13 protein-coding genes and 1 pseudogene are annotated in these 17,957 nt (G+C 59.4%); 10 read left to right on the plus strand and 4 right to left on the minus strand.

Features of this window, described 5'->3' with window-relative positions:
* The 8 genes from RCH87_RS02545 to RCH87_RS02580 form a co-directional block, all read left to right on the plus strand.
* A partial coding sequence (locus RCH87_RS02545; protein WP_306515188.1) for an AAA family ATPase occupies positions 1–1,309 on the plus strand: 1,309 nt, incomplete at its 5' end.
* Positions 1,310–1,411: 102 nt separating this feature from the next.
* Positions 1,412–2,242, plus strand: a complete 831-nt coding sequence (locus RCH87_RS02550; RefSeq protein WP_306515189.1) for a sulfurtransferase — start codon at positions 1,412–1,414, stop codon at positions 2,240–2,242.
* Between the two features lie 9 nt (positions 2,243–2,251).
* Complete coding sequence (locus RCH87_RS02555; RefSeq protein ID WP_306515190.1) at positions 2,252–3,808, plus strand: hypothetical protein; 1,557 nt, start codon at positions 2,252–2,254, stop codon at positions 3,806–3,808.
* 17 nt (positions 3,809–3,825) lie between these two features.
* Positions 3,826–4,383, plus strand: coding sequence for an orotate phosphoribosyltransferase (gene pyrE, locus RCH87_RS02560; protein ID WP_306515191.1), 558 nt, complete (start codon positions 3,826–3,828; stop codon positions 4,381–4,383).
* The gene (locus RCH87_RS02565; protein WP_306515192.1) at positions 4,383–5,123 is read left to right on the plus strand and encodes an RNA methyltransferase; all 741 of its coding nucleotides are present in this window, start codon (positions 4,383–4,385) and stop codon (positions 5,121–5,123) included. The genes pyrE and RCH87_RS02565 overlap by 1 nt, the downstream gene beginning before the upstream one ends.
* A 161-nt stretch (positions 5,124–5,284) precedes the next feature.
* Positions 5,285–6,490 carry a glycoside hydrolase family 76 protein gene (locus tag RCH87_RS02570; RefSeq protein WP_306515193.1) on the plus strand — a complete coding sequence of 402 codons (1,206 nt, stop codon included), beginning with the start codon at positions 5,285–5,287 and terminating at the stop codon, positions 6,488–6,490.
* A gap of 58 nt (positions 6,491–6,548) precedes the next feature.
* Positions 6,549–7,583 (plus strand): class II fructose-bisphosphate aldolase, encoded by a 1,035-nt coding sequence (fbaA, locus tag RCH87_RS02575; RefSeq protein ID WP_306515194.1) that lies wholly within the window; start codon positions 6,549–6,551, stop codon positions 7,581–7,583.
* 5 nt (positions 7,584–7,588) lie between these two features.
* A complete protein-coding gene (locus tag RCH87_RS02580; RefSeq protein ID WP_306515195.1) occupies positions 7,589–8,809 on the plus strand; it encodes an aromatic acid exporter family protein in 1,221 nt (406 codons plus the stop codon).
* A gap of 1 nt (position 8,810) precedes the next feature.
* Here the strand turns inward: RCH87_RS02580 and RCH87_RS02585 are convergent, their stop codons facing one another.
* Positions 8,811–9,806, minus strand: coding sequence for a hypothetical protein (locus RCH87_RS02585; RefSeq protein ID WP_306515217.1), 996 nt, complete (start codon positions 9,804–9,806; stop codon positions 8,811–8,813).
* Positions 9,807–9,922: 116 nt separating this feature from the next.
* On the opposite strand from RCH87_RS02585, the gene RCH87_RS02590 reads away from it, so the two are divergent.
* Both RCH87_RS02590 and purT read left to right on the plus strand, forming a co-directional pair.
* On the plus strand, positions 9,923–11,215 hold the full coding sequence (locus RCH87_RS02590; protein ID WP_306515196.1) for an adenylosuccinate synthase: 1,293 nt from the start codon (positions 9,923–9,925) through the stop codon (positions 11,213–11,215).
* Between the two features lie 111 nt (positions 11,216–11,326).
* Positions 11,327–12,523: pseudogene (purT, locus tag RCH87_RS02600) on the plus strand (formate-dependent phosphoribosylglycinamide formyltransferase); the annotation flags it as partial.
* 238 nt (positions 12,524–12,761) lie between these two features.
* Here purT and RCH87_RS02605 read toward each other — a convergent pair.
* From RCH87_RS02605 to RCH87_RS02615, 3 genes are read right to left on the minus strand one after another with little or no spacing between them, the layout of a single operon-like run.
* Positions 12,762–15,251: a tetratricopeptide repeat protein gene (locus RCH87_RS02605; RefSeq protein ID WP_373690899.1), complete on the minus strand. Its 2,490-nt coding sequence runs from the start codon at positions 15,249–15,251 to the stop codon at positions 12,762–12,764.
* Entirely contained in the window at positions 15,248–16,327 is a 1,080-nt protein-coding gene (locus tag RCH87_RS02610; protein ID WP_306515198.1) for a glutamate ABC transporter substrate-binding protein, read from the minus strand. Before RCH87_RS02610 ends, RCH87_RS02605 begins: the two co-directional genes overlap by 4 nt.
* The gene (locus RCH87_RS02615) at positions 16,324–17,937 is read right to left on the minus strand and encodes a hypothetical protein (RefSeq protein ID WP_306515199.1); all 1,614 of its coding nucleotides are present in this window, start codon (positions 17,935–17,937) and stop codon (positions 16,324–16,326) included. Before RCH87_RS02615 ends, RCH87_RS02610 begins: the two co-directional genes overlap by 4 nt.
* Between the last annotated feature and the right edge of the window lie 20 nt (positions 17,938–17,957).

A 17,957-nucleotide genomic window follows, 5' to 3' on the forward strand; every position in this document is an offset into this window, starting at 1 on the left:
CGAGCGCATCGTTCGCCGCATGGAGATCGAAGAGCTGGCGCTGAAGAAGGAATCGGATGCTGCCTCCAAGGAGCGGCTGGCGCGCCTGCAACAAGAACTGGCCGATCAGCGCGAAACCCTCGGTGAGCTCAAAGCCCGCTGGGCGAACGAGAAAAAGGCCATCGACGATGTCCAGGCGCTGAAAGAAGAACTGGACGATCTGCGTCGGCAAGCAGAAATCGCCGAGCGTGAGGGTGACTACGAGAAAGTCTCTACGTTGCGCTACGGGCGCATCAACGAGCTGGAGCGCGAGATCGCTGCAGCCGAAGAAAAGGCTGCTGAGCAGGCACGCAACAACACCATGCTCAGCGAGGAAGTCACCCCGGATACCATCGCCGAGGTAGTATCCGCCTGGACCGGCATCCCAGCTGGCAAGATGCTGCAAGGGGAGACCGAGAAGCTGCTGGATATGGAGAATATCCTGGCGCGTCGCGTCGTCGGACAGAAAGACGCGGTGGTGGCGGTCTCGGATGCGGTGCGCCGTTCCCGCGCGGGCATCGCCGACCCGAACCGTCCGACCGGCTCCTTCCTGTTCCTGGGGCCAACGGGCGTCGGCAAGACCGAGCTAGCGAAAGCGCTGGCGGAGTTCATGTTCGATGACGAATCGGCCATGGTGCGCATCGATATGTCGGAATACGGTGAGAAGCACTCGGTCTCGCGGCTGGTCGGTGCGCCTCCGGGATACGTCGGCCACGATGCTGGCGGACAGTTGACCGAAGCGGTGCGTCGTCGCCCGTACACGCTGGTGCTTTTCGACGAGGTGGAAAAAGCACACTCGGATGTTTTCGACGTGCTGCTGCAGGTGCTCGACGAAGGTCGGCTGACCGACGGACAGGGCCGGACCGTGGACTTCCGCAACACGGTGATCATCCTGACCTCGAACTTGGGCGCTGGCGGTGACCGCGAGCAGATCATGGATGCGGTGAAGGCCGCGTTCAAGCCAGAGTTCATCAACCGCCTGGATGATGTGGTGACTTTCGAGCCGCTATCCAGCGAGTTGCTGGAAGGCATCGTGGACATCCAACTGGATACGCTGCGCGAACGTCTGGCTGGCAAGCGTTTGACGCTGACGGTGGATTCAGAGGCAAAGGCCTGGTTGGCCGAGCGCGGTTATGATCCCGCCTATGGCGCGCGTCCGCTGCGCCGGTTGATCCAGCAGGCCATCGGCGACAAGCTGGCGCGGCTGGTGTTGGCCGGTGAGGTTGTCGAAGGCGATGCCGTGCAGGTCTCGCTTGCCGACGGCGGCGAGGAGTTGGCAATTTCCAGCTAGCGGGGGTGTAGCGTGCGGCAGCATGCGTCGGCAAGCAACGCTGCCCACGTCGACAAGCAACACCACCGACACGTACACGCGATTGCACCTAAACTGGGTGCCATGAGCGTCCTGGTCAGTGCCGAAGAATTACACGAAAAAATCCATCGCGGAGACAAACTCACCCTGCTTGCTACCACCTGGGTTCCGGGGCAGGGAAACAGCTTCCGACAATTTCGCGCCGGGCATATTCCCACTGCCCAGCACGTCAACCCCGCTACCACTCTGGCCGGCTTGCCGGGGTCGAAAGCTGGGCGTAACCCGTTACCGGATCCGGCTCGTCTGCAAGCCAACGTCAACCGCTGGGGCTTGCGGGAAGACCGTCCAGTGGTCGTTTATGACGATGGCCAGGGATTTTTCGCCGGTCGTGCCTGGTGGGTGCTGCGCTGGGCAGGAATTAAAAACGTCTCCATCTTGGATGGCGGCCTGGCGCAGTGGCATCGCGCAGGCTTCGACACGATGTGCGGCCCGGGCAATATCGCGATGGGGTCCGCGCTGACTATTCGGCCCGGGTCCATGCCCGCAGCCACTATCGACGAGGTACATAATTTCGACGGCACGCTGGTTGATACTCGCTCCTTCTGGCGTTATTCGGGGCGCCAAGAAAATTTGGATTTGAAAGCCGGACATATTCCCGGTGCGGTGAACGCTTCTATGCGGGATTTGTTGACCCCGAATCGCCTGGCCAAGTCAAAAGAAGAAATCCGCGACGTCTTTGCCCAAGCTGGTGTGACCAGGGGAGAAGGCACGGTGTTTTATTCCGGTTCGGGCAACCACTCTGGCCTGGCCCTGGCCTTGGCGGAACATGCCGGTATTACTGGAGCCTCGCATTATGTGGGTGGTTGGTCGCAGTGGTCGGCGAATGCTGCCAATCCTGTGGAGACTTCGCGTTAAACTGACTGCATGCCGTATGTTCTACTGACTCTGGCCGTCATCGCCGGTGCCGCCGCCATATTTTTGTGGTACCTGGATTCGAAGCAGCGCCGCGACCAGCAGGCACAGATTTCGCCTCAGCCAGACGCTGCTGCCGATAACGCGCAGGCCGTGGATACTGCGGATGCTGCGGATACTGTGGATACTGCAGGCTTGGAGCAGACTGCTGATGCTATTGGTACTGGGGATGAGTGGTCTTCCCAGGCGACGTACGGCAGTGCGTTGCACCGGGGCCAGTTGCTTGACGACGAAGAACTCGCCACCGCAGAGCAGCTCCCGCGCCATGAAGAACCCGAGTTCGAGGGCATGGCTGCTGTGAAACCTGCGCTGGATCCTGCGGTGCATTCTGAGCTAGATTCAGAGCTAAAATCCGCCGTGGATAGCGAGCAGGATCGCGAGACAGAGCTAGAAGAACTTGCTGTTGCGGAAAATTCGGCTGCAGACGTTTCTGCAGATGCTGAGCACGAAGATACTGAGCATGCTGACGATGGCGCTGGCGCTGACGTTGATGCTGACGTTGACTATGACGCTGAAGCTGACGTTGACTATGACGTTGAAGCTGACGCTGTTACAGATGCTGAGCAATATGCTGAGTTAGCTAGCTCAGAACCCGTCGCCAAGCCAGCTGGTCCACGCCGCGATTCCATCATCCCCGGTGCATTGCGCCGCGAGCGTCGGCAGTGGGCAGAAAAACACGGTTTTGGCTTTTCTAAGCACGACGATTACCTCATTGACGAGTGGACCCGCGGGGCGGCAGCCGGGGGTGCAGCACCGAAAGATATCGTGCAGGGCTCTGCATTCGGCCACGAGATGGTTCTCATGGACCTCGGTGGTGTGAACGTCATGGCGATGCGCACCGGTGCCGCCACCGAAATCGTGGTGGATTTCCGTCGGGCCGACCGCGACCAGCGGAACGATCGCACTACCGGCGAAGCTGATTTTGATGACCTGTTGGAAGTCGGACACATCGCCGATTTCATTGTCTATGCCACCGACGCTGCCGTCGCCAGCCGCATGATTGATGCCCGCGTGGTTACTGCCTGCGATAACATCCCAGAGATCGTCACCGCCGTGTGGATCGAATCCGATTGGGTGCTCGCACAGACCGACAAAGGTTCGCACGCTGCAGACTGGGATGAAATGCTGGCGCCGCTGGCTTTGCTTGCCGACGTCGCCCGGGTGCTTCCCCCGCGGTCGATGGCGAATCAAATTTTAAAATTCGAAGGGGCGGACCCCACCCGGATGATGGGGCCGAAACAGCCCCCGGCCTTCGAGAATAACCAGCCCCTGCACGTCGTTCCTGACCCGCAGGATCATCCGCCGGTACAGCGCCCCAGCGAACCCGTCGAGCTGCCAACCCGCAGTAAGGCGGATGCCCGTGGATATTTGGAACCCTATGCACTCGGCGCCGACGAAGTTGATGCGATTGCCGACGGCACCGATAACTCCACAACGCGTGGTCGTGCTAAGCGCCCCCACATGCGGCGGGATTTATCCTCCGGCCCGTCGATTTTCGGCGACGACTAGTGGCTAAGGTAGATGTCATGACTGAGCAGCAGAATGCACCATCGCAAAAAGAACTTTCCCGCCTGGCAGAACTCGTGCGTGAACTCGCCATCGTGCACGGCCGGGTGACGCTTTCCTCGGGCAAGGAAGCCGACTACTACGTTGACCTGCGCCGCGCGACGTTGCACCACGAGGCATCCCGCTTGATCGGTGCGCTGCTGCGCGAAAAAACCGCCGACTGGGATTATGTCGCTGCCGGGGGTTTGACCTTGGGCGCGGATCCAGTTGCTACCTCGATCATGCATGCCGACGGCCGCCCGATCGATTCTTTCGTCGTGCGCAAAGAAGCCAAAAAGCACGGAATGCAGCGCCGGATTGAAGGCGTCAATGTCGAAGGCCAGAAAGTACTGGTCGTGGAAGATACCACCACCACCGGAAACTCCCCGCTGACAGCGGTGGCGGCCCTGCGTGAGGCCGGAGCAGAAGTCGTCGGCGTGGCTACCGTCGTCGATCGTGCCACCGGCGCTGCCGATGCCATCCGTGCCGAAGGCCTGGAATACCGTAGCTTGCTGGGCCTGGAGGACCTGGGGCTGTAATGGGGCAGAGCAACCAGCCTGACAGCAACGAGACTGATTGCAACCAGCCTGACACTGGAAAGTCTGACACTGGAAAGCCTGAGCGCGCCACCGCCGAAGACCACAAAGGTCCGACAGAATGGGCTGAAGGTAGGCACGGCGTCGGCCCGTGGGAAGGCCCGCTGCCGGATGATCCGCGCTTGGACCCGGAGCTGCTTGCCGACGGCGATCGCCGCAACGTCGTCGACGCATACCGCTACTGGAAACGCGAGGCGATCATCGCGGATATCGATACCCGGCGGCATGAGCTACACATTGCGATCGAGAACTTCGAAAACGATGCGAATATCGGCACGGTGGTGCGCACGGCGAATGCTTTTGCCGTCGACACGGTGCACATCGTCGGTCGGCGTCGGTGGAACCGGCGCGGCGCGATGGTCACCGACCGTTACCAGCACTTGCAACACCACACGGACGTCGACAAGCTGGTGGCCTGGGCTGCCGAGAACGACTTGACCGTGGTAGCGATCGACAATACGCCGGGGTGTGTGCCGCTGGAAACCGCCGAGTTGCCGCGTCGTTGCCTACTGGTGTTTGGGCAAGAAGGCCCTGGGGTGAGCCCAGAGACTAGCCAGGCTTCGGTGATGACGTGCTCGATCGCGCAGTTTGGTTCGACGCGTTCGATTAACGCTGGGGTGGCTGCGGGGATCGCGATGCACGCGTGGATTCGCCAACACGCAGATTTGGGCAATTCCTGGTAGAAACACCCAAGCGGATCCGAGCACCCCTGTGCTGCACTATGCTGCAGAACACATCACGACGCGGTATTGTATAAAAATACTTATGCGTGCGGTGGCCTGGTGTGGCTGCTGGCGCGCGGCTGCCTGATCACCTGTAAACCCCCGTTAGTGATGGGATAAGAGTGCAAGAAAAATGGTCCCACCGGGCGGATCTCGCCGAGACCGCAATCAACGACCGGCATGCTGGTCCGCTCTGGTCGCTGCCGCGCACCAACCTTGCACGGGTGAGTTGGCCGGCCTTGTTCAAAGAACGCTTGTTTATTCACTGGCATTACTGGTGGCAGGCGCACTATCTGGATTGCCAGGTTGATGCGGCTTTGCGGCAGCCGACGAAAACCCGCAAGGCACGGATCGCGGCAACCATGCGCGGTATCAGTCTGCGGCAGATCCGGGGGCTGGATCGCAATAAATATTACGACGATAAAGCCTGGTTGGCTTTGGCTTTCGGTCGCGTGGCTGCCGCAGAGAAGCTACCGGAACCGCCGCAACTCGACGCGCTGCGTTCCAATTTGCGTGCGGGATTGGATAAATCTATGGGTGTGGTGCCGTGGCGTGATGGTCGTTCGACGTTTTACAACGTTCCCGCGAATGGTCCGGTCGCGATCATGCTCGCACGCACTGGTTATTGGGATGAAGCCACCCACATTGTCGATTGGGTCTTTGACAACCTGCACAACGACGACGGCTTGATCATGGACGGCATGCGTATGCGCATGCACGGCCCGGAAATCGTGCGCGACATTCACCCGTATTGCCAGGGCGTGATGCTGGGGGCGTGCCTGGAGATCGCGTTGAAGCTGCGCAAAGACCACGGTATTCACAGCTTGGAAGATATTCAGACCGTCCACGAAGCTGAACATGCCGACGAAGCGATGACCTATATCAGCCGCATTCGCAGCTTGGTGCGTGCGATAGCCCGGCACATGGCTACCCCTGCCGGGGTGATCGATTGGGATACCGGCGATGGTGATGGTGGCCTGTTCAAGGGGATTTTGGTGCGTTATCTTGCCGACGTCGCGGTGCACCTGCCGGATGATTCCCCAGCCAGTCGTGCTACCCGCAAATTGGCGGCCAGGCTGGTGCGCGCTTCAGCGGAATCGGTGTGGACGCACCGCCTGGAAGTTGACGGGCTGCCGGTTTTCGCCACGGATTGGACCAGCGATGCGTTGTTGCCGCACAACTTTGGTTTAGGCCCGATGTCGATTCGCGAAAAGGTGGGCGTCGTGCGTATCGCGGAGCGGGATTTGTCGGTGCAGCTTTCTGGCTGGATGGCACTGGAGGCGATGGCGCGGTTGGCGCTTGCCGACGAAGCAACGGCTGCGGGTTAGCGCTAGCTCAGGCATAATTGGAATTCGAGAACGCAAATCCAACGTTGGAGGATGTTTTATGCCTATTGCCACCCCTGAGGTTTATAACGAGATGCTTGATCGTGCGAAGAAGGAGCAATTCGCCTTCCCTGCGATCAACTGCACATCGTCTGAGACGATCAACGCTGCATTGCAGGGGTTCGCAGAAGCTGAATCGGATGGCATCATCCAGTTTTCCCTCGGTGGTGCGGAATTCGGTTCCGGCCAGGCCGTGAAAAACAAAGTTGCCGGTGCACAGGCCCTGGCGGCGTTTGCCCACGAAGCGGCTTCGCACTATGGCGTAAACATTGCGCTGCACACGGATCACTGCCAGAAAGAACGCCTCGATGATTTCGTGCTGCCGCTGTTGAAGATCTCCCGCGAGCGCGTCGAAGCCGGCCAGCAGCCACTGTTCCAGTCGCACATGTGGGATGGCTCGGCGATTCCGATTGATGAAAACCTGGAGATCGCTCAGGACCTGCTGGCACAATCCCGCGCCGCAAATATCATTCTCGAAGTAGAAATCGGCGTCGTTGGTGGTGAGGAAGACGGCGTGGAAGCCAAGGCTGGCGCAAACTTGTACACCACCCCAGAAGATTTCGAAAAGACCATCGACGCTTTGGGTACCGGCGAAAACGGCCGTTACTTGCTGGCAGCGACCTTCGGCAACGTGCACGGCGTTTACAAGCCGGGCAACGTGAAGCTGCGCCCAGAGGTATTGGATGAAGGCCAGAAGGTAGCGGTGCAGAAGTTGGGGCTTGCCGACGGCTCCCAGCCGTTTGACTATGTCTTCCACGGCGGTTCCGGTTCGGAGCTTTCCAAGATCGAAGAAGCACTGCGCTATGGCGTGATCAAGATGAATATTGATACCGATACGCAGTATGCCTTCACCAATCCGGTAGCTCGTCACATGTTCAGCAACTACGACGGCGTGTTCAAGATCGACGGTGAAGTTGGCAACAAAAAGGTCTATGACCCGCGCTCTTACCTGAAAAAGGCTGAGCGCTCCATGGCAGATCGCGTGATTGAGTCCTGCCAGGTTCTGCGTTCAGCGGGGCAGAGCACCGCTCGTTAAACCCTATGGCCGATAAAAGGATCTCGACCCGTGAACGGCTGCGGCATCTAGACCATTCGTTGGTCTCGCGTGCCCAGCGCGTACGTAAGCGCTTCATTTTTATTGTGCAGGCTGCTGTCGGCGCTGGGCTGGCGTTTTGGGTGGCTCAGACATTTTTTGGCCACGAGATTCCATTTTTCGCTCCCATCGCGGTAGTGGTCACCCTCGGGATTTCCGGGGGTAATCGCCTGAACAAGGCCCTGGAAATGTCGATCGCTGGCGTGGTCGGCGTCGGCGTGGGCCAGTTGCTGGTGCACACTCTGGGCACTGGTGATTGGCAGATTGCTGCCGGGGTAGCGATTTCGCTGACAGTTGCGGCGTTGCTCTCGAAATCACAGTTGGTGAGCAACCAGGTCGCGATCGGTGCCATCCTGATCGCGACCATCATGCCACACGGTGGCGGTACCGAACGCATCATTGACGCTGCAATCGGTTCGGTCATTGGTGTGCTTTCGATTGCACTGATCCCGAATTCCGCTTTGCGCGATGCCCGGCATGAGATCGCGAAAGTTTTGTCCGTGGCGTCGTCTGTGCTGCACGATGTTGCTGAAGGGGCAGAAAAGGGCGATTCAGCACGCATTGAAGATGCGCTCCAGCAAGTCCGGGGTACGCAGTCGAATATTGATCACATGCTGGAAGCAACCGCTTCCGGCCGGGAAATCGCTGGGCTCTCGCCGTTTCGTTGGGGTTCGCGCAAACACCTGCGCTCGATCGAACGCATCTTGACCCCAGTGGATAACGCCACGCGTAACGTGCGTGTGCTCGCCCGGCGCTGCGTAGTCTTGAGCGTCGACGGCGATAAAACTACCCAGCGACTGATCAATATCATCGACGAGCTTTCAGAAATCACCGTTGAGCTGTCGCAAATTTATGAAACCAGTGCGCGAGTCAGCCAGGCCTACGAGATTCCGGGGATCGTCAACCGTTTGCGCATCATCGGTGCCCGCGCGGATCTTTCGGTGATCAGCGATGATCCGGTGTTGTCTGAATACGCCATTTTGTCGCAGGTGCGTTTCCTTACCGTCGACCTGCTCATGGTGGCGGGCATGTCCCACGAATCCGCAGTGTCGGTGTTGGCGCCGACCTCGTCGACGCCGGCGTATCCGCCGGAGGTGTGGGAGGTTTCAGACATTCACGACAACGTGCGTGGTGCGGTGGAAAAATACGACGAAGACTCACAAGATTAACTCAGGCTTTGGCGCTTGTGTTTTCTGGCCGGATGATCTGTAAATCCCGCAAATGCCGATAAAACGTCACGCGTTTTTGCGGGCGCGCGCTGCGCACCCCGTCGACAAGCACGGCAAGTTCCGGGCCACCGGCTTGTACCGCACGGCCAGTCACCAGTGAGGCGGGATCGAGCTTGCTGACGGGCGGGGTGGAAGCTTTGTTCTTGCGCCAGCGCCCCAACCATCCGCGGCGCGGTTGCTGCGCTTCGGAATTTTGAGCTTCAGTCGGGGGCGTTTCTACCGGCGAAATCGCACGCACCGCGGCAATGCCCGGAGCATCCAGCATCGGTACCAAGCGGGCACCATAATCTAGTGGTTGTCGCAGGGATTTTTCGCCCGCCCCATCGGAAGCTTTTGTTGCTGCACGTGCGTCTTGCTGCACCAAGGTGGCATCGTCGACAATGATCTCACCGGTCATGGGGCTAGCGTCCCACTGGCTGATGCTCGCCGACCCAGCCACTACCTGACCAGCATCGTTGCGGATTAAAGGAACGGGTTTAACATCACCGGTCAGCGCTAATTTCAAGGCAGCGGCGGGCTCGGTGGGGATAGACCAATTCTGTGCGGCTGAGGAAGCCCCGGCTGGAAAAGCGTCGTCAAGCACGGGCACAAAACCTATCTGCGGCCATAACTGATCGGCGCGCATCAACCGTGTGAGAACCGCAGATAACGCAGCATCCGAGCCGATGACGATAATGCGCAGCGGCATCGTCGGGCGCTGTGGGGCCAATTGTGGGGCGGCCTGGTGCTCGACGCGTGGTTGGGCTTGGATCTCGTCCAGCGAGGGGGTGGGATCTTCCGGCAATAACTTTGTGGCCTCGGCCGTTAAAAATTTCAGATCGCCGCGGCCAGGAACCGCAGGCAAATTGTAAATCTCCACGCCTGCAGAATGGTGCAAGGTGGCAGGTAAATCCAGCTTCGCCGCGGTCTCACCACAGCGCAGAATCAGCACACGCATGCCATGCATCGTATCCAAGCATCGTGGCGCTGCCTAAAAATTATCCAGGTTGCGTAATACCTAGTAGGCTATGAGGCTGATCAAACTACTGACCGCAGGGAAGTGATGAGGTAGGCATGGCAGCGATCGTCATTGTCGGCGCCCAATGGGGCGATGAAGGCAAAGGTAAAGCCACGGATATCCTGGGAAGCCAGGTGGATTACGTCGTCAAGCCGAACGGCGGTAATAACGCCGGCCATACCGTCGTCGTTGGCGGTGAAAAATACGAGCTCAAGCTGCTTCCTGCGGGTATTTTGTCTGAAAACGCTGTTCCGGTGCTTGGCAACGGCGTGGTTATCAACCTGGAAGCGCTCTTCGAGGAAGTCGACGCCCTGGAAGCCCGTGGCGCGAATGCTTCGCGGTTGAAGATCTCTGCCAACGCGCACCTGGTTGCGCCATATCACCAGACGCTGGACCGGGTACAGGAACGCTTTTTGGGCAAGCGCGCCATCGGCACCACTGGTCGCGGTATCGGCCCGACCTACCAGGACAAAGTCGCCCGCGTGGGTATCCGCGTGCAGGACATCTTCGACGAATCAATCTTGCGCCAGAAGGTCGAATCGGCACTGGATGTGAAAAACCAGATGCTGGTGAAGATGTATAACCGCAAAGCCATCGTGGCCGACGAGGTGGTGGACTATTTCTTGTCCTACGCGGAGCGCCTGCGCCCGATGGTCATCGACTCTGAACGCGAGCTCAACGAGGCGCTGTCGGCCGGCAAGCACATCCTGATGGAGGGCGGCCAGGCCACCATGTTGGATGTCGACCACGGAACCTACCCGTTCGTGACCTCGTCGAACCCGACGGCGGGCGGCGCATGCGTGGGCTCTGGTATTGGCCCGACCCGCATCGATACCTCGCTGGGCATCATCAAGGCATACACCACCCGTGTGGGTGCGGGCCCGTTCCCGACGGAGCTTTTCGACGAATGGGGCGACTACCTGCAAGAGACCGGCGGGGAAGTCGGTGTGAATACCGGACGCCGCCGTCGCTGCGGTTGGTACGACTCGGTGATCGCGCGCTACGCCAGCCGCGTTAACGGCTTTACCGATTACTTCCTCACCAAACTGGACGTGCTCACCGGGATCGGCGAGATCCCGATCTGCGTTGCTTATGACGTCGACGGCGTGCGGCACGACGAGATGCCGATCTCGCAGTCCGAGGTGCACCATGCCAAGCCGATCTTTGAAAAGATGCCCGCCTGGGACGAAGACATCAGCGGCTGCTCCACCTTCGACGAGTTGCCACAGCGTGCACAGGATTACGTGCTGCGCCTGGAAGAGCTGTCTGGCACGCGCATGTCGTATATCGGAGTCGGCCCGTCGCGTGAACAAACCATCGTGCGCCACGACGTGTTGGCGGGAAAATAGGCAGTCATGACTGACGACGCAACCACCACCGGCAACTCCGGAACTGCGGGTAACTCCGGAACTGCAGGCAATGAGGGAAGCACAGACAACCGAAGCACAGACAACGACGTCATCGGCACTCCGCTGAGCCCAAATGCCACCCGCGTGCTGCTACTCGGCGCTGGTGAGATTGGCCGCGAACTCGCGATTAGTTTTCAGCGGCTGGGTCTGGAAGTACACGCCGTCGACAAGCGCAACGGCGCGCCGGGGCACCAGGTCGCGCAGTATTCTTATGTCGCGGATGTCACCGATGCGCAGGCCGTGCTGTAGCTCGCCAGGCGCATTGAGCCGCATTATGTGGTCCCGGAGATCGAAGTTGTTGCGGTCGAGGCGCTGCGCGAAATTGAAGAAGGCAGCTCTGCTGTCGTCGTTCCGGGGGCGCGTGCCTGCGAACTAACCAAGGAGCGCGAAGCGATTCGCCGTACAGCCTCTGAGCAATTGGGCTTGCCGACGACCGCCTACGATTTTGCCTCCAGCCCGGACGAGCTGAAAACCATCCTGGAAGAGATGGGTTATCCCAGCATCGTGAAACCTGCGATTACCTCGAATGGGCGCGGGCACATGGTGGTGCGTTACGGCGATGACGTCGACGAGGCATGGGAAACTGCCTCGGCGGAAGCGCATTTCGACGGCCGGGTGATCGTGGAGCGCTTCGTCGATTTTGATTTTGAAGTCACGCTGCTTGCGGTGCGTTCGATTGACCCAGCCACCGGTGAGATGGCGACGTGGTTTTCGGAGCCGATCGGGCACGATCACCGCAACGGCGGTTTGATTGATTCTTGGCAACCATTGCAGCTCAGCCAGGTGGCTTGGGAAAACGCGCGTTCGATTGCCGCGCGTATTTCCAATGAATTGGGTGGACGTGGTGTTTATGGCGTCGAATTATTCGTCGCTGGCGATGACGTGTACTTCTCTTCGGTTTCGCCGCGGCCGACGGATACCGGCATGGTCACGATGGCGACACAACGTTATTCGCAGTTTGACCTGCACGCGCGTGCGATTTTGGGGATGCCGATTGATGTCACATTGACTTCACCGGGGGCAGCGCGGATGCTGCGAGCCGATGTTGATGCCGATGTGTTGAGCTATGGCGGTTTGGAAAGTGCTCTCGCGCACCCGGAGACCACCGTGGTGTTGTTCGGCAAAGCGGGCAGCTACCCTGGCCGACGCATGGGCGTGGTGCTATCGACTGCCGATAACACCGATGCTGCGCATTTGGCGGCACGAGAAGCCAGCATGCAGATCATGATTGGTGCGGATACTTCGGCTCGGCAGGTTGATGCTGCTGCTGACGCGGGAACTGCTTCTGATTCCGCAGCCGCTGACGCGGGAGCTGCTGATGCTGCGAAGGCCTCAGATAGTGGCAACCCCGATGCTGGCAGCAGCTCTGCTAACACCGGCTCTGCTAACACTGGATCAGCCAACAGTGATTCTGCCGAGAACGCTGCTGCCGAGGATGCTGCCGCAGATAACACGGCAGCCGAGAACCCGGCGAGCGACGGCGAACCTAAAACAAACTAACCGGTCGGATCATATTCGCCAGATCCACCAACGCGTAGCGGTGCCGTGGGAACGGCGCGCTCCGCGCCTGCGCGCGCAGAGTGTCGTACAACCCCAGGCGCAGCCCATGCTGGCTGAAGGTGTGATCAAACAACTCGTGTGGTGAGGCCGAATATTCCAAATCTGCGGAGCGCAAAAAATTCAGCGCAGAAGTCAGCACCGCCGTCTTGATCTGCAGATAACGCGGCTCATTCGTCGGGATGGATTCCAACCGCCGCGCCGCACGACGAATATACGGCTCGTTCAAAGGGGTGGTGAGTAGCTGCAAAATCGTCGTCAAGACCGCCATCCGGTGATGCCGCGATGCCGGCGACACCCGATCCAACACCTGCACCGCCAACTCGACCTGTTTTTCGGCCATCAACTGGCGTGCTAAACCAAACGCCGAAGACACCGTCGCCGGGTTGGTCTCCCACACGATCGAATACAGGCGTAGCGAGTGAAACCGCAGGGCCAAGGGGTCTTCGGTGCGGTGCTCCCAGATCTCGGGGCGCTGCATGAAAAACTCGTTCGGGATATTAGACAGCGACGTGGGAATCCCCGTCGTCGCCCGCGATAACTCCGGCGGGATCAAACTCAGGTGATTATGGCCTTGTTCCTCCAACAACAATTCGTCGACCGCGGCCAACGCTAGCTTCGGAGCAGCCTCGCCGGGTAATAAAAACATCACGGCAGAAAAATGATCCTGCGCATCGCGGTAATCATCCAGCAACGTCGCAGTGACCCCGGAATACCAGCGGAAACGCCAGTCACGCGCCATGTCATCTTCCAACGTGTGCAGCCACTCGCGGGCCTGGGTGGTCAGCCCCAAGTCCAGCATCGCCCGCACCACGCCCAGCGGGATCTCCCTCGACCCCACATACTCGTTGGTGTGCATGGCCTGGCGCAACGTCTCCAAGGCTTCCTGTGGCTCGGTGTACGACGAACCCGACAGCATCGATGCGCCCGAATCACTGCGATCAATCAGTGGCACCGGCAGCGCGGAAACCACTTCGGCGGCGGTGATGTGCACGGAACGCTCGATGCCGTCGATAAGCTGATCGGTGCGAAACACCGCGTGTTTGGTGCCAAACGTCGTACGTTGTGGGGAAAACAGCGAGTGTTGTGCCGGATGCTGGATGCCGTCACGAATGGCGATGACCTCACGCAACACCCCGTACAGCTGGGTGCGCAGCTCTTCGATGGAAGAAAACCGCTGTTCGGGATCCTCGTGCGTGGCACGCTGCAGCAGGCGATAAAACGACAGGTAGCGACGCATCGTAGGCTCCTCCGACGGTCCCGGCAGCCCAGGTAAATAGATGCCGTCCTCGGAAGGCAGGTTCAACGTCAGTGCCGCCAGGGTGCGCCCGATGCTGTAGATATCGCTGGCGATCGAGGGGCCCTTCGTGGCAACCTCCGGGGCTTGGAAACCCTTCGTGCCATAGATATAGCCATAGGCCCCAATCCCAGAGACAGCGCCCAGGTCGATGATCTTCACCTGATCCTCGCTGATGATGATGTTGTCCGGCTTCAGATCGTTGTAGACTACCCCGCGGGCGTGCAGATACTCCAGTGCAGGCAGAATCTCTAAAATGTAGGCGATCGCGATATCAATGGCGACGACGTGGTTCGGTTGCGAATTGCGTCGATGCCGCAGCGAGGGGCCACCGACGTATTCCATGACGATGAATCCGCCGGGCACGCGTTCGTCGTCAATGAAATTGAAAATCTTTACGATGCCGGGGTGTGTAATATCCGCCAGAAACTCGCGTTCTGCTTCGGCAGCCGCGGTCTCCTCGGCGGACTTTTGCGATTGCATGCCCTTGAGCACCACGATGCGCCTGGAAACGAAGTGGTCGTTGGCCAAATAAATCCAGCCCATGCCGCCGTGCGCGATCACCCCGAGGATCTCGTACTGCTGGGCGACGATATCACCCGGAGCCAATTGCGGCGCCGGGATTTGTTTTTTCTCGATCGCTTCTTGCGGGTCAATCAGCGCTTCCTGCGGGTCCGTCGGCACCACGAACGGCAGCCGCACCATGCGATCTGCCACCGCGCGAGCCGTGCGCTGGGCGCGGCGGCGTTTACGGAAGGTGGAAATTGCTTGCCGACGAGCCCTGGTCGAGGTATCTTCCAGCGGCTGTTTTCGTTGCGCTTGCTGGGCCTTTTCGTCGCGAATCTTTTGCAAATCTTCCAGCAATGAGGCGATGTTATCTTCGTCGAGATTGATCTCGGTGTCGGCGAAAGGATCAAACGGCACCGCGGAGGTCGCTGCTTCTTCAGCTGCGGTCACGAAGCTGGCCTCGGTGTGTGCGTGCTCTGTCGTTTGCTCTGGCATGTGCTCTGGCGTGTGTGGCGTTGCTGCGGTGGGCTCGCTTGCTTGGGCGGCAGGGTCAGGCGTACTGCCCTCGTCGGCAGCGTCGCGGTTGCGCCCTGTGTGCTGGGTATCGTCAGTCATCGTTCACCGTCTGGGTTTGTCGCCGTTTCTCCGGAACTTTTTGGATCTTCTGCGCGGTAGTGGGCTGGTGGTGGGCCAGTCGTCGACAAGCGCCCATCAAACCAGTGATCGAACAGCTGTGACCAGGTGCCATCGTTGCGGATGCGTTCCAGGGTGGAATTGACTTGCCGCACCAACCCCTCGGCCTCGGCAATGGTCTCCGCGTCGGCGCTGCGAGCGGGTTTGGGCATGCCGACGCCGTAAATATCGTTGTCAACGGGCGGGCCGACGATCTCGGTGTAGGGGTCTTGGATTTCCAAACCGGATAAAATGACATCGTCGACTAGAATGGCATCGGCCTGATTATGCTGCATCGCGTAAAGGCAATCTGCCCAGGTCACGACCTTTAAAATGCTGGCGTCGGGGGCATACAAGCGGGCGAGGTTAATGCCAGTGGAGTTGTCGGTCACGCACACGGTGCGGGAAGCTAAATCACCGAGGTGCGTGACTTCTGAGTTGCGGTTGACCAGCAAACGCGTGCTCGTCGACAAGTAAGGTGTGGAAAAAGCGACGTCTTGTTGACGCTCCGGGGTGATCGTGAGCGTGGAGAGCAGAAAATCAACCTTGCCGGTTTGCAGGGTGTGCACGCGGTGTTGCGATTCGACGAAGCGGAAATCCACGGCGTTGCGGTCGCCAAAAATGTCTTCGGCGATTTCGTGTGCGAGGTCAACTTCGAAGCCAGACAGTTGGCCAGTAGAGGGGTCGCGGAAGGACAGCAAGTTTTGTGATTGCTGAATACCGACGATCAGGTAGCCACGCTGCACAATCGAGGGGATGCGCTCGGCGGCGGTGCGCGAATCGGGTTCCAGGGAACCCAGCAGTTCTTGCTCTTCGCTTTGTACCCCTGGACGCGTGCCAGGCTTTTCGATGCTGGAGCCAGCAGGCAAAGGTATGCTCATACTTTCATCGCGGGGCAGCTCGAGCCCGCCGCGGCTAGTTCCAAGGTGTGGGGCGGTGCAGGCACTCAATCCCAGCGTGAGGGCGGCGAGGCTGGCGATGCCTGCGAATCTGAGAGTGGATAGTTTTTGGGCGATCATAGATATTCCACCATTCGTGGGCGGATACCTAGCCAGATCGACAGCACCGACAGCACCGACAGAAGGCTAACGGCAGCTGCCACCAGGTTCAACGCAGCCAAGCTCTCACTCAAATACGAACGCATGGAATCACGCGCCGTGGCAATCAAATTTGCCAGAGCGGTATCGAGCTTCTCGAACGCCGCTGCTGAACTCAACGTCTGGTTAGTACCAGAAGTTGCCGTCTCATCGGCTGGTCGCTGCGCTGGTTGCTCAAGACCTTCAGCGCCAGTGCCCATCGAGGCGTCCGTCGCCAAGGCCAAAGCCTTCTCGTAATTACCGGAATCCAATGCGCGCAGCAGGTGGGCTTTCGCCTCGTCCCATTCTTGTAACGCATCGCGGGCTTGCTCAATGCTGGAGGCCTCGGCGGCTTCGGACTCGTAGTTGGGCGCGGACGCCCCGGTCACAGTATTGAGAGCCGTGGACTGTTCGAAATCATCCAAGGCAGCGGAGATCCGGGAATTAGTTGAGGAAAATTCCAACGATGGATTGTAGTTTGTGCGGCGCTGCACCAGCGCCAAAATCTCTTCGGTGCGGGTGCGCTGGGCATCAATACGAGCTTGGGTCAGCGAATCCCACGGCGTGGAAGCCTCGGCGAAACCGCGGCTGCCCAAATGCCAGGTGTAGACATTGGTGCCCGAAACCCACAACAGAGCAAAAGCCATCATCAACGTGGCTGTCACGAAACCACGGTTGAAGCGACGCTGGCTAATCCGCCACAGCCAATATTGGGCGAGAGCCAAAAACAGCAGCGCTGCGACCAATCCAGAAAGCGGCACCCACTGGGGGCGGGTCAGACGATCCTGTTGTTCTGAGACATTCCCACTTGATAGCCGGAACAACGACGCCGCAGCAGGCAGAATGTCATCGCGCATCATCGCAGAAGCATTCGACATATAGGCTGCACCCACCGCGTTTCCGGCGCGGTTATTAGCGCGTGCGGCTTCCACCAAGCCGGCATAAACCGGCAGCTCGCGCTGAATCTGCACCGCCAATTGCTGGATATATTCATCATCATCGTCAGAATCCAACACCGCCGCGGTGGCTTCGGCGGCCGCGGAATCAATCGCGCGTAAATACTGCTCGCGGGTCTCGGCAGGCTCTACCCCGGCCTGGACGAATCCGGTGGTGGCGATCGTATCTGCCAGTGACAACGACATGTACAAGTTGTGGGCAGAGTTAGACATGGGTTCCGTGGAGGTCAACAAATGGTTGAGCTCAGACTGCCGGTTGGCGACCGAATTTGCCATGGATAAGCCCGCAGCGAGTAAGGCGGCGGTGAGCACGATCATGCCGATCACCATCTTGCCCGGCGTGGTACCAAAGAATCCGAAAACACGGGTGATGATCTGCGTGGAACCGGAAAAAGAGGAACGGAAAAACCGCTTGATAAAGGACATGCCCGGCGCGTCAGTGGTTTCTGCCTCGTCTAACCAGTGGTCTTGGGCGTGTGCGGGCACGGATTCGACGCGCAGCGATGGCCCCGTGGAGGGGCGAGCGAAGTTTGCCGACACCTCATCGTCTGCATCAAAGGGGCGATCGAGGCTCGTCGTAGGCCTGTGACCGTTCATTACCCTAGACTAACGCACGT

Origin of the sequence: Corynebacterium sp., from assembly GCF_030826625.1 — a bacterium.
Taxonomy (GTDB): Bacteria; Actinomycetota; Actinomycetes; order Mycobacteriales; family Mycobacteriaceae; genus Corynebacterium.

What these genes read in the sequence shown, in the direction of transcription:
- RCH87_RS02550 (WP_306515189.1), top strand. Translation starts at nt 1,412, where the DNA reads ATGAGCGTCCTGGTCAGTGCCGAAGAATTACACGAAAAAATCCATCGC.
- RCH87_RS02555 (WP_306515190.1), top strand. Translation starts at nt 2,252, where the DNA reads ATGCCGTATGTTCTACTGACTCTGGCCGTCATCGCCGGTGCCGCCGCC.
- pyrE (WP_306515191.1), top strand. Translation starts at nt 3,826, where the DNA reads ATGACTGAGCAGCAGAATGCACCATCGCAAAAAGAACTTTCCCGCCTG.
- RCH87_RS02565 (WP_306515192.1), top strand. Translation starts at nt 4,383, where the DNA reads ATGGGGCAGAGCAACCAGCCTGACAGCAACGAGACTGATTGCAACCAG.
- fbaA (WP_306515194.1), top strand. Translation starts at nt 6,549, where the DNA reads ATGCCTATTGCCACCCCTGAGGTTTATAACGAGATGCTTGATCGTGCG.
- RCH87_RS02580 (WP_306515195.1), top strand. Translation starts at nt 7,589, where the DNA reads ATGGCCGATAAAAGGATCTCGACCCGTGAACGGCTGCGGCATCTAGAC.
- RCH87_RS02585 (WP_306515217.1), bottom strand. Translation starts at nt 9,806, where the DNA reads ATGCGTGTGCTGATTCTGCGCTGTGGTGAGACCGCGGCGAAGCTGGAT.
- RCH87_RS02590 (WP_306515196.1), top strand. Translation starts at nt 9,923, where the DNA reads ATGGCAGCGATCGTCATTGTCGGCGCCCAATGGGGCGATGAAGGCAAA.
- RCH87_RS02605 (WP_373690899.1), bottom strand. Translation starts at nt 15,251, where the DNA reads ATGACTGACGATACCCAGCACACAGGGCGCAACCGCGACGCTGCCGAC.
- RCH87_RS02610 (WP_306515198.1), bottom strand. Translation starts at nt 16,327, where the DNA reads ATGATCGCCCAAAAACTATCCACTCTCAGATTCGCAGGCATCGCCAGC.
- RCH87_RS02615 (WP_306515199.1), bottom strand. Translation starts at nt 17,937, where the DNA reads ATGAACGGTCACAGGCCTACGACGAGCCTCGATCGCCCCTTTGATGCA.